General features: G+C 63.7%; 13 protein-coding genes. All 13 read right to left on the bottom strand.

Annotated features, from left to right (window positions below; genetic code table 11):
* Positions 1 to 26: 26 nt before the first annotated feature.
* Positions 27 to 1292: an NADH-quinone oxidoreductase subunit NuoF gene (gene nuoF / locus AC0L3I_RS19885; RefSeq protein ID WP_128245415.1), complete on the bottom strand. Its 1266-nt coding sequence runs from the start codon at positions 1290 to 1292 to the stop codon at positions 27 to 29.
* A 5-nt stretch (positions 1293 to 1297) separates the two neighbouring features.
* On the bottom strand, positions 1298 to 1810 hold the full coding sequence (locus AC0L3I_RS19880) for an NADH-quinone oxidoreductase subunit NuoE (protein ID WP_065007026.1): 513 nt from the start codon (positions 1808 to 1810) through the stop codon (positions 1298 to 1300).
* 18 nt (positions 1811 to 1828) lie between these two features.
* Positions 1829 to 3043, bottom strand: coding sequence for an NADH dehydrogenase (quinone) subunit D (gene nuoD, locus AC0L3I_RS19875; RefSeq protein WP_473527967.1), 1215 nt, complete (start codon positions 3041 to 3043; stop codon positions 1829 to 1831).
* A 28-nt stretch (positions 3044 to 3071) separates the two neighbouring features.
* Positions 3072 to 3608, bottom strand: coding sequence for an NADH-quinone oxidoreductase subunit C (locus AC0L3I_RS19870; RefSeq protein WP_128179632.1), 537 nt, complete (start codon positions 3606 to 3608; stop codon positions 3072 to 3074).
* Complete coding sequence (locus AC0L3I_RS19865) at positions 3605 to 4108, bottom strand: NuoB/complex I 20 kDa subunit family protein (RefSeq protein ID WP_027152448.1); 504 nt, start codon at positions 4106 to 4108, stop codon at positions 3605 to 3607. The genes AC0L3I_RS19870 and AC0L3I_RS19865 overlap by 4 nt, the downstream gene beginning before the upstream one ends.
* Positions 4096 to 4461, bottom strand: a complete 366-nt coding sequence (locus AC0L3I_RS19860; RefSeq protein WP_023800384.1) for an NADH-quinone oxidoreductase subunit A — start codon at positions 4459 to 4461, stop codon at positions 4096 to 4098. The genes AC0L3I_RS19865 and AC0L3I_RS19860 overlap by 13 nt, the downstream gene beginning before the upstream one ends.
* A 152-nt stretch (positions 4462 to 4613) precedes the next feature.
* On the bottom strand, positions 4614 to 6053 hold the full coding sequence (locus tag AC0L3I_RS19855) for an NADH-quinone oxidoreductase subunit N (protein ID WP_473527966.1): 1440 nt from the start codon (positions 6051 to 6053) through the stop codon (positions 4614 to 4616).
* A complete protein-coding gene (locus AC0L3I_RS19850) occupies positions 6050 to 7525 on the bottom strand; it encodes an NADH-quinone oxidoreductase subunit M (protein ID WP_473527965.1) in 1476 nt (491 codons plus the stop codon). The genes AC0L3I_RS19855 and AC0L3I_RS19850 overlap by 4 nt, the downstream gene beginning before the upstream one ends.
* Positions 7526 to 7531: 6 nt before the next feature.
* Positions 7532 to 9292 (bottom strand): Na(+)/H(+) antiporter subunit D, encoded by a 1761-nt coding sequence (locus AC0L3I_RS19845; RefSeq protein WP_473527964.1) that lies wholly within the window; start codon positions 9290 to 9292, stop codon positions 7532 to 7534.
* Positions 9285 to 9539, bottom strand: coding sequence for a hypothetical protein (locus tag AC0L3I_RS19840; RefSeq protein WP_473527963.1), 255 nt, complete (start codon positions 9537 to 9539; stop codon positions 9285 to 9287). Before AC0L3I_RS19840 ends, AC0L3I_RS19845 begins: the two co-directional genes overlap by 8 nt.
* Complete coding sequence (locus tag AC0L3I_RS19835) at positions 9536 to 10999, bottom strand: monovalent cation/H+ antiporter subunit D family protein (RefSeq protein ID WP_473527962.1); 1464 nt, start codon at positions 10997 to 10999, stop codon at positions 9536 to 9538. Before AC0L3I_RS19835 ends, AC0L3I_RS19840 begins: the two co-directional genes overlap by 4 nt.
* Positions 11000 to 11003: 4 nt before the next feature.
* A complete protein-coding gene (nuoK, locus tag AC0L3I_RS19830) occupies positions 11004 to 11306 on the bottom strand; it encodes an NADH-quinone oxidoreductase subunit NuoK (protein WP_123151419.1) in 303 nt (100 codons plus the stop codon).
* Entirely contained in the window at positions 11306 to 11806 is a 501-nt protein-coding gene (locus AC0L3I_RS19825; protein ID WP_473527961.1) for an NADH-quinone oxidoreductase subunit J family protein, read from the bottom strand. Before AC0L3I_RS19825 ends, nuoK begins: the two co-directional genes overlap by 1 nt.
* Positions 11807 to 11853 lie beyond the last annotated feature (47 nt).

Here is an 11853-nt window from a genome sequence, read left to right as displayed (position 1 = left end):
CTTGCGGCCTTCTCCCTGCGCGCTCCTTAGTGAAACGAGCACCTGCCCTCCTCGATATGGGCGACGAATTCATGCTCGAAATGCGCCAGTGCCGCCCGCAGCCCCATAGCCGCGCCGTCGCCAAGAGCGCAGAACGTGTTGCCGAAAATGCCCTTGCAGAGCGCCTCCAGCTGTTCCAGATCGTCCGGCACGCCCTGTCCCGCCTCGACCCGACGCAGCACTTTCACAACCCAGTTGAGCCCTTCGCGGCACGGCGTGCACTTGCCGCAGGACTCGTGGTGGAAGAACTCGATGATCCGGGTGGCGACCTTGACCATGCAGGTCGAGTCGTCGATCACGATCACCCCGGCCGAGCCAAGCATCGAGCCGACCGCAGCCAGCGAGTCGAAGTCCATCCCGACATCCAGCCCGCGCTCCGGGATCAGCGGCGCCGAGACCCCGCCGGGGATCACCGCCTTGATCCTGCGCCCCGGCGGCGGCCCGCCCGCGCGGTCCTCGACCAGTTCACGCAGCGATATGCCCATCGGCAGTTCGTAAAGGCCCGGTTTCCGCACGTGCCCGCTGAGGCAATAAAGCTTCGGACCGGGGCTCTTGTCAGGGCCGATGCCGCGAAACCAGTCCGGCCCCCGCGCCACAATATGCGGCACGCAGACCAGAGTCTCGACATTGTTGATCACGGTCGGGCTGGCGTAGAGCCCCGCGACCGCCGGAAATGGCGGTTTCAGACGGGGCTGCGCCCGCTTGCCTTCGAGCGAGTCGAGCATCGCCGTCTCCTCGCCGCAGATATATGCGCCGGCGCCGCAATGGATGTGCACGACGAAATTGAAATCCAAGCCCAGAATCCGTGTTCCCAGATAACCCTTCGCATGGGCCTCGGCGATCGCCTGCTCCAGCCGGTGGATCGCCAGCACGTATTCCCCGCGGATGTAGACATAGGCGGTTTCCGCCCCGATCGCGTAGGCGCTGATCGCCATGCCCTCGATTAGCTGGTGCGGATCACGCTCCATGATGATCCGGTCCTTGAACGTGCCGGGCTCGCCCTCATCGGCGTTGCAGCACAGGTATTTCGGCTTGTCGGCCCGTTTCGGCACGAAGCTCCATTTCAACCCGGTCGGGAATCCGGCGCCGCCGCGACCGCGCAGGTTCGATTGCTTGACGAGGTCGATGATCTCGTCGGGCGTGTGCTCGCGCAGCGCCTTCGCCAGCGCCTGGTAGCCGCCGCCCGCCTCATAGCTCGAAAGCAGATGGCCATCCGGCACGTCCATGTTTCTGAGAAGGACCGGTTCGAACATGGCGGCTATTCACCCGGCGGTCCTGCGGCGGCGAGTTCGGCGCCAGTCGCTTGCCCTGCCGCCGCGCGCAGCCTGTCCAAGAGCGCGTCGATCCGCGCAATGTCGAGGTCGCCGTGATAGTCGTCGCCGACCTGCATCACCGGGGCCATCTCGCAAGCGCCGAGGCATTCGACGGTCGAAAGCGTGAACAGCCCGTCCGGGGTCGTGCCGCCCTTTTCGATCCCCAGCACAGTCTCCAGATGCCTCAGCAGGTCCTCGGATCGGCGCAGCATGCAGGAGAGGTTGTCGCAGAGTTGCAGGTGGAACAGACCCACCGGCTCGGTGTGGAAAAGGGTGTAGAAGGTCGCCAATTCGTAGACCCAGACCCGCTCGACACCGAGGATGTCGGAGACCTCTTCCAACACCGGGCCGGGCAGGTGGCCATGTTCCTTCTGCGCGATCAGAAGCGCGGGCATGATCGCCGAGCGCTGGTCGGGATACCGCGCCGCCGCCGCCTCGATCTGTTCACGCATGTTCATCGCGTCCAAAATCTCCTGCTACTTGTCCACCTCGGCCATCACAGGGTCGAGGCTGCCCAGCACGGCGATCATGTCCGCCAGGTAGCGGGCATTGCCGACCCCGAACAGTCCCTGAAGGTTGACGAATGACGGTGCCCGCACTTTCATCCGGAACGGTTTTTGCGACCCGTCGCTGATGATGTAGAACCCGAGCTCGCCCTTTGGCGCCTCGATCGCCGAATAGACCTCGCCCTTCGGTACCTTGAAGCCATAGGCCGAGAGGTCGAAATGCTGGATCAGCGCCTCCATCGAGCAGTGTACTTTGTCCTTGTTCACCGGGAAAGCGATTGTCGGCATATCGATCTGGAACGGCCCCTCGGGCATCTGGTCGAGGCATTGTTCGATGATCCGGACGCTCTCGCGCATCTCCTCGACGCGGCATCGCCAGCGCGCGTAGCAATCACCCTCATCGCGGGTAATGACGTTGAAAGCCAACCGGTCGTAGATCTCATAGGGCTCGTCGCGGCGGATGTCCCAGTCGACGCCCGAGGCCCGCAGGTTCGGGCCGCTCAGGCCAAGATCGATGCCGTCCTCGGCGGAGATCACGCCGATCCCCTGCGTGCGCTTCAGGAACACCCGGTTGTTCTCGACCAGCCGTTCATAGTCGCGGATCCGGTTCGGGAAGATGTCGCAGAACTCCCTGATCTTGGGGAAGAATCCGTCAGGCAGATCCTCGCGCACGCCGCCGACCCTGCAGAAAGAGGTGTGCATACGCGCCCCGCTGATCATCTCCAACAGGTCCATGATCATTTCACGCTCGCGCATGGCGTAAACCAACGCGGTCATGGCGCCCAGGTCCATCGGCAACGCGCCGGTGATCAGGAGGTGACCGGAGATCCGCGCGAGTTCGGCCATCAGCACGCGGATATATTGCGCGCGGATCGGCGCTTCGATGCCCAGGAGCTTCTCCACCGCTAGCGCGAAAGCGAGGTTGTTCGAGGGCGGGCAGAGGTAGTCGAGCCGGTCGGTTAGCGGAAAAATCTGGGTGTAAGTGAAGCTCTCGGCCAGCTTTTCGGTGCCGCGGTGGAGGTAGCCGATGTGTGGGTCCACGCGCGCGACATACTCGCCGTCCAGCTCAAGGACGAGCCGCAGCACCCCATGCGTGCTGGGATGCTGCGGGCCGAGGTTGAGAAGCACCTCCTTTGTGTCGAGCGCTTCACCTGCCTGCCTGCTCAGTTCCGTGACTTCGGTCATCTCACTTCCCGGCGTCGAACGGCCTCCCTTATGGAATGTCCTTGGTGGCGAGATCGGGCTGCGTCGGCGGCGGGCCTTCCGCGCCAAACGGGTTCAGCGTGTCCTTGTAGCCCCGGAGCGGAAAGTCCTTGCGCTGCGGAAAGCCCTCGAAGCCTTCCCACATGTAGATCCGGCGCAGGTCGGGATGGCCCTCGAACCGGATGCCATACATATCCCAGGCCTCGCGCTCGTGCCAGTTGGCGGTCCGCCAGACCCCCGTCACCGACGGGACCCGCGGCGGATCGCCGAGGCGGCATTTGATCCGAACGCGCCATTTGTTCGGCAGCGAATAGAGGTGGTACACCGCCTCGTAGCGCAGCGTTTCGGGATAATGGTCGACCCCGCAGATGTCGGACAGGAAATCGAACCGCAGCGTCGGATGGCCCTTCAGGAATTGGCAAAGCTCGACGATCATGTCAGGCGGTGAGGCGAAAGCGTGAACCCCATGCGAGAAGCCAAGCTCCTCGATTTCCCCCCCGAAACGTTCCGCGATCAGGGTGCGGATGAGGGACGTCTCCACGCTCATGAGGCTGCAACCCGATCCAGAGGCGTCCCGGCCAGCGCGCGGGACCTCTTGATCTTCTCTTGGAGCAGAAGGATGCCATGCATCAGTGCCTCGGGCCGCGGCGGGCAGCCGGGCACATGCACGTCCACCGGCACGAAAGTCTCCGCCCCCTGCACCACGGCGTAAGTGTTGTAGACCCCGCCCGAGATCGCGCAGGTGCCCATGGCGATGACCCAGCGTGGCTCCGGCATCTGGTCGAAGAGCCGGCGCACGACCGGAGCGAACTTCCGCGTCACCGTGCCGGCGATGATCATCACGTCGGACTGGCGCGGCGAAGGCCGAAACACCACGCCGAAGCGGTCGAGGTCGTAGCGGGCGCAGCCGGCCGAAATCATCTCGATGGCGCAGCAGGCAATCCCGAAGGTCTCGGGCCAGAGCGCCGACCGCCGGCTCCAGCTGATGACGCTGTCGGCGGTGGTGAACAGCACGCTGTCGCGGATCGTTTCGCCTACTCCTCCCATTCCAGCGCTCCTTTCAGCCAGGCGTAGGCGAAGCCCACGATAAGCAGCAGCATGAAGACAAACATCTCGACATAGCCGACGAGCCCGATCTCCTTCAGCACGACCGCCCAGGGAAACAGGAACATCGCCTCGACGTCGAACACCACCAGCAGGATTGCGAGGATGAAGAACTGCACCCTGAAGCGGCCCCCGGCGGCCTCGCCGGCCGGGTCCATACCGCACTCATAGGGCATGTTCTTCGCGGGATAGGGGTTGGACGGGCGCAGGAGCGAGGAGACGAACAGCGTCGCCACGGCCACCAGCACAATTCCGGCGACCATGAAGAGAACCGGCAGGAATTCCATTCCAGTCATGTCGCGCTGCCCCGGTCACCCACCGAGGGCTTGCTCAAGCTGCGACCGACCAATCTTCTGGCCGGCGGTGCGGCCCTCGTGCAGCGACTAGGGCATCCTTTCGTAGCGCCAAGACTATTCGGTTGGCCGGTTCATTGCAAATCCAATCGTAGTCAACCGCCGAACACGGAACTCTGGGCAAGCCTCAGAAACCACGCCGGAAACAGTCCGATGCCGATGGTGCCGGCGGCGGTCAAGGCGAGCGTGGCGCGGACGGACGGCGTCAGGGCAGGCTCGAACGCGCGCTCCGGCTCGCGCATGTAGATCACCATGACGATGCGGATGTAGAAGTAGGCGGCGACGGCGCTCAGCAGCACCGCGATCACCGCCAGCGTGACGAAACCCCGCTCGACGAGCGCGACCAGCACGTAGAACTTGGCGAAGAACCCGGCTGTCGGCGGAATGCCGGCGAGCGAGAACAGGTAGAGCAGCATCAGAAGCGCCAACCCGCGATGCGATTTGGCGAAGCCGGCGTAGTCCTCGATGACCTCGCCGGAGAAATCGCCATTCCGCATCATGATGACGATGCCGAAGATACCGAGATTCATGAAGGCGTAGATCAGCAGGTAGAGCATCACGCCGGCAATCCCGTCGGCGCCACCCGCCACCACGCCGAAGAGCGCGAAGCCCGCATGGGCGATGCTGGAATAGGCGAGCAGGCGCTTGAAATTGTCCTGCACCAGCGCCACGAAGCTGCCGAGCGCCATCGTCACCACCGCGATCACCGCGACGATGATCCAGGCGTCGGAAGCGGCGACCAGCGGGTTGAGGAACACGCGCAGGATCACCGCGAACCCCGCCGCCTTGGGGCCCACTGACATGAAGGCGGTGATCGTCGTCGGGGCGCCTTCATAGACGTCCGGCACCCACATGTGGAACGGCACGGCGCCGACCTTGAAGACCAGCCCCGCGACGATGAAGACCACCGCCAGAAGCAATCCGGGATCGAGCGGGTCGCCGGTCACCGCCGCTGCCATCCCGTCCAGCTGCGTCGTGCCGGTGATCCCGTAGATCAGCGAGACGCCGTAGAGGAAGATTCCCGTCGAGACCCCGCCGAGAACCACGTATTTCAGCGCCGCCTCGTTCGACCGCCGCTCCTTCCTGAGGAAGCCGGTGAGCACATAGGTGGAGAGCGACATCAACTCGAGGCCGACATAGACCGACAGAAGATCGGTTGCCGAGGCCATGATCATCATGCCGGAAAGCGCAAAGAGCAGCAGGACATAGTATTCGCTCAACGCGATCCGCTCGATCTCGGCATATTTTCGCGACAGGAGGAACGTCAGGATGGTCGAAAGGTAGAACACCATCTTGAAGAAAACCGCGAAGCGGTCGGCGATAAACATGCCCGAATAGGCCGACCGCACCTCGCCCGCCAGTAACAGTGTCGCCAGGGCCGCAACCAGGACGGTTGCAGCGGAAGCCCAGACGAGGAAATGCCCCCGCCCCTTTGGCAGAATCTGACCCAGGATCAGGAGGATGCAGGCGCCGGTGACCACGACGATCTCGGGCAGGCTCGCAAGGATCGACTGGTAGAGCGCGGCGTCGGTCACGGGTTGCCCCCCCTGCCGTGCACCTGCGCGAGCAGATGCTTCGCCGATGCGTCGATGATGTCGAGAAAGGGTTTCGGATAGAGCCCGACCCAGAGCACGAAGGCGGCCAGTGGCACGATCGCCACCAGTTCGCGGGCGTTCACGTCGCGTATCTTGAACCGCGCGCCGACGCTGGCCGGACCGAGCGCGACTTTCCTATACATGCCAAGCAGGTAGGCCGCGCCCAGCAGAGCCCCCAGAACGGCGGCGGCGCCGACAGCCAGATTGGCCGCGAACGCGCCTGACAGCACCAGCAACTCGCCCACGAACGAATTCGTTCCCGGCAGCGCCATCGACGACAGGGTGAACAGCGCAAGAAACGCGGTATAGACCGGCGCCGCCTTCATCAGCCCGCCATAATCCGCGATGCTGCGGGTATGGGTCCGCTCGTAGATCAGGCCGACGAACAGGAACAACGCGCCCGTCGTTACGCCATGATTGAACATTTGCAGGATGCCGCCCTCGAGCCCGCGGAGGTTCAACGTGAAAATCCCCAGCGTCACGAAGCCCATGTGGCTGATGCTGGAATAGGCCACCAGCTTCTTGAGGTCATCCTGCGCCAAGGCAAGTAACCCGCCATAGACGATCGCAAGCGCCGAAAGGGCCAGCATCAGCGTCGAATAATGCACCGACGCCTCCGGCAGCATCGGCAGCGAGAACCGCAGGAACCCGTAGGCGCCCATCTTCAGGAGCACTCCGGCGAGGATGATGCTGCCCGCCGTCGGCGCTTGCACATGGGCGTCCGGCAGCCATGTATGGACCGGGACCATCGGCACCTTGACTGCGAAAGCGATCAGGAAAGCAAAGAACAGCCAGGACTGAACCCGGAACGGCAAATCCTGCGCCGTCAGGGCGAGGATGTCGAAGGTCTCGCCGCCGTGGAGATAGAGCACGATGACCCCGATCAGGAACAGAAGGCTGCCCGCCAGCGTGTAGAGGAAGAATTTGAACGCCGCATAGACCCGGCCGTCGCCGCCCCAGACGCCGATGATCACGTACATCGGGATCAGCATCGCCTCCCAGAAGACGTAGAACAGGAACAGGTCGAGCGCGCAGAACGCCCCCAGCATCAGCGCCTGCATGGCCAGCAGGCTGACCATGAACTCCTTCACCTTGCGGTCGATCGCGACCCACGAGGCGAGCACGCAGATCCAGCCCAATAGCGCAGTCAGGAATACAAAGAGCGCGCTGATTCCGTCGATGCCAAGCGCGTAAGTGATTCCGAGCGCGGGCACCCACGGGCGCGTTTCGGTGAACTGCATCTCGTGGGTAGTGGTGTCAAAGCCGGCCAGCATCACGATGCAGAGAGCAAAGTCGAGGACGGTGACGCCCAGCGCCGTCCACCGCACCGCATCGTCGTTGCGGAGAAACATCACAACCGCTGCCCCGGCAGCGGGCATGAACACGATGAGGCTAAGCAGCGGGAACGCCATCGCACCCTACTGCCACGCCACGGCGAAGACGGCGATGGCTGCGATCACACCGACGATCATCGCCAGCGCGTAATGGGTCACGACGCCGGTCTGCAGCTTGCGCAGCGCGCCGCCACCGCGCAGGATCGAGCGGGCGACGCCGCTCACGACGGCGTCCACACCGTTGAGATCGATCCGCAGTCCGGCCCGTGCGGTCCCGTGCAGGAAGGGCAGCACCGCGGTCTCGGACACGTCGCTCACCGCCTGCTCGTAGCGCGCCAACGGTTTTTCGGCGAGCCACATGAAATGCCGCGCGCCTTTGCGGTAGAACCAGTCGGTGTCGAGGCTGATCGTGTTCTCGGGGTCGAGCGCCCTGAGGAACAGCACGAAGCCCAGCGCGGTGAACATCAGCACACCGAGGCTCTCGGTGACATGGACGCCGGTGTAGGGTTCGAAGTCGACCCGATAGGGCAGAAGCGAGTAGAGCGGCTGGGGGAAAACCCCGATCGCAATGCAGAGCACCGCCGCCATGCCCATCGCAACGAGCATGTTGCGGGGCGGCTCGCGCGCCTGAAGCCCCCGGTCGGTGCCGAAGAACATGTAGTAGGGCAGCTTCAGCCCGGTGTGCAGGAAGGTTCCCGACGACGCCATGGTGAGCGCTAACACCACCAGCGCGCGGTGGTCCTGCCCGGCGGCGGCGACCACCATCGACTTGGTGACGAAGCCCGAGAAGAACGGAAATGCCGAGATCGCGAAGGCGCCGACCATGTAGAGCGCCACGGTCAGCGGCATGGTCCTGTAGAGCCCGCCGAGCTCGGTGAGCTTGCGCCGCCCGGTGACGTAGATCACCGCCCCCGCGCCCATGAACAGGAGCGCCTTGTAGAGGATATGCGCGAAGGCATGGCTGGAAGCCCCGTTAACCGCCATCTCGGTACCGATGCCGACGCCCGCCACCATGTAGCCCACCTGGCTGACGATGTGATAGGCCAGGAGCCGCCGGCAGTCGTTCTCCAGCACCGCGTAGATGACGCCGTAAAGCGCCATGATGGTGCCGAGCCAGATCAGAAGTTCGGTCCCCGGAAACGCCCGCGCCAGCACGTAGACGGCGGTCTTGGTGGTGAAGGCGCTCATGAACACCGCCCCGGTGACGGTCGCCTCCGGGTAGGCGTCAGTCAGCCAGGCGTTGAGCGGCGGCACCGCGGCGTTGAGCATAAACCCGGCAAGGATCAGGTAGGCGGCGACGTCCATCCCCCCCTCGATCGGGCCGAAGAGGAAAGAGCCGGTGGCGAGCCCGTGGAGAATGACGCCGCCGAGCAGGGCGACGCCGCCAGTGATATGGACCATGAGGTAGCGGAACGCGGCGCGGATCGCCTGCTCGCCTCCCTGGGCGAAAACCAGATAGGCAGAGGCAAACGCCATGGCTTCCCAGAACAAGAACAGGGTCAGGTAGTCGCCAGCAAACACCACGCCGAGCGCGCTGCCAGCATAGACGAACGCCGCCACATGCTCTCCGGCGCCCGTCAGGTGCAGCGCATAGACCATGCCGATCAGCGCCATGATGGTGAAAACGGTGGCGAAGACGATGCTCAGCTTGTCGACCTTCGCAATCAGGATTTCCTGCCCGATGAACTCCGCCACGCCGTAGCTGCCCGGCTGCGCGGTGAGCACGGCGAGGATCGCCAGCGCCGGGATCAGCAGCAGATAGGCCTTGCGGATTGATCCTTTCAGGAAAGGGATCGGCAGGGCGCCAAGAATGAACAGCAGGGCGGGATGGACGAAGTCAATCATAATAGTCCTCGCGCCGCATCAACCCGCCCCGATGGCCGAGGAACTTGGAGACGAAGATCAGCAGGACGCAGGACAAGAAGCCATAGACGGCCGACCAGCCCGGCAAGCGGTCCCACAGGTATTCAGCGTGTTCGCGGGGGACCAGAAAATCGGCGATGACGATCAGAACGAGCGCCAGATAAAACAGCCGGCGGCGTTGCTCCGCGTATCTCGCCTCACCAAAGAAATCGACGACACGCCTGATCATCTGACCACTCCTTCCGCCAGGGTGAGAAAATAGCCGGGGAAAATACCCATCGACACCGACAGGATCGCGGTCGCGACCAGCGGGATCGTCACCATCGGAATTTCACGGACCGTCGCCGGACTTTCCTGTGTCTCCGTCCCGAAAAAAGCGACATAGCTGACCGGCAGGAAGTAGGCGGCGTTCAGGACCGAACTCACCAAGAGCACGACCAGGAACGCAATCTCCCCCGCCTCCACCGAGCCCAGCGCCAGATACCACTTGCTGACGAAGCCCGCGGTCGGCGGCACCCCGATCATGCTGAGCGAGGCCACGAAGAACGCCCCCATCGTCCAGGGCAGCCTGCGGCCGATGCCGGCCATGTCGCTGATGTTCCGCTTGCCAGACGCGCAATAGATCGATCCGGCGCAGAAGAAGAGCGTGATCTTGGAGAAGGCGTGCGCCGCGATGTGAATGATCCCGCCGACCATCGCGACCGGCGAGAGCAGAACCGCGCCCAGCACGATGTAGGAGAGCTGACTGACCGTCGAATAGGCGAGCCGAGCCTTCAGGTCGTCCCGCGTCAGGGCGTAGACCGACGCCATCAGGATCGTGAACGAAACCAGATAGGCCGTGGCTACGCCAAGGCCCAACTCCCCGACCAGCCCTGTGCCGAAGACATGGAAAACCACCCGCAGCACGCAGAACACGCCCATCTTGACCACGGCCACTGCATGCAGGAGCGCGCTGACCGGCGTTGGCGCCACCATCGCGGCAGGCAGCCAGGCGTGCATCGGCATCACCGCGGCCTTGGCGAAGCCGAACAGATAGCAGAAGTAGACCACGGTCAGCAGCGCCGGCGAGGCATCGACCCCGGCTAGCAGCCCGCCTGGCACGAAGTCGAGCGACCCCGCCAGATGGTAGGTCAGCGCCAGCGCTGCGAGCAGGACGCTCTTCGACGCGCCCATCAGATAGACGAGGTACTTCCGGCTGCCCGTCCATCCCTCTTCGTCCTCGTGGTGATAGACGAGCGGATAGGTGACGAGGCTGAGCACCTCGTAGAAGATCACCAGCGTGAACAGATTGGCGGCGAAGGCGCCTCCGACGGCCGCCGCGAGACTGGCGGCAAAGCAGGCGAAGAACCGGGTCTGCGCGTGCTCGTTCAAGTGGCGCATGTAGCCTATGGAATAGATCGCCGCCACGATCCACAAGAGCGACGAGACGGTGGCAAACACCATGCCGAGCGCATCGACCCGGAAAGCGAAGTCAATCCCCGGCAGAATCTCGAACAGGCGCAAATCGACCGTCCCGCCCGCCAGCACCGTGGGCGCCATCGAGGCGACAATTGCGAACATGGCGATCGCGGCCAACGGCGAGACGACATCGCGGAGTTTCTCGCGGTTGTTCAGAAGGAGAACGGCCAGGGCCGCCAGGCCCGCAACGCCGACGGCAAGCAGCGGCCGGATCGATATCACCGGTTCCAAGCCGCTATCCTTTCATCATGGTCACGTCGTCGACCTTGAGAGTGGACTTGTTCCTTACGAGGGCAACCAAGATGCCGAGGGCGACGGCAACCTCCGCCGCGGTGATTGCGATGACGAAGATCGCGAATATCTGCCCGCGGAAATCGTCGTCGTAATGCCCGAAAGCGATGAAATTGATGTTGACCGAGTTGAGCAGGAGCTCCAGCGACATCAGCACGACCAGGATATTGCGCCTGAGCAGTACGCCTGCTGCTCCGATCACGAACAGGACCACTCCGAGCAAAATATACCACGAGAGCGGAACCATCACCCCTGCTCCTTCCGCGCCAGCACGATGGCGCCGACCAGGGCGGCCAGCAGGATGACCGAGGCGGCTTCAAACGGCAGGAGATAGTCGGCGAAAAGTGTCGTGCTGAGTTGCCTGATCTGATCGCCGCCGCGCACAACGACGGGCTCCGTGACCGAAAAGCGGTCGCTCCAGAGCACCAGCACAAGCATCTCGACCCCAAGCAGGACGAGCAGCACCATGGCCGGCAGGTTGCCGCCCGGCACGAAGCGCTGCAACACCGCTTCGCGCACATCTATCATCATGATCACGAACAGGAACAGGACCATGATCGCGCCGACATAGACAAATATCTGGATGACCGCGAGCAACGGCGCCTCGAGCAAGACGAAGATTGCCGATATCTGCAGGAAACACGCCATCAGCGCCAATGCGCTGTGAACCGGATTCCGCGCCAGGACCACGGTCAGTGCCGTGATCACGGACGCCGCAGCGAACAGAAGAAAGAACGCCTGATCCATCGACGCCGACCCTCCGCCGCGATCTGTCGCTCGGCGCAAGACGGCCG

Source organism: Mesorhizobium sp. WSM4840, assembly GCF_055811755.1.
This window is presented reverse-complemented; position numbering and strand designations above follow the sequence as displayed.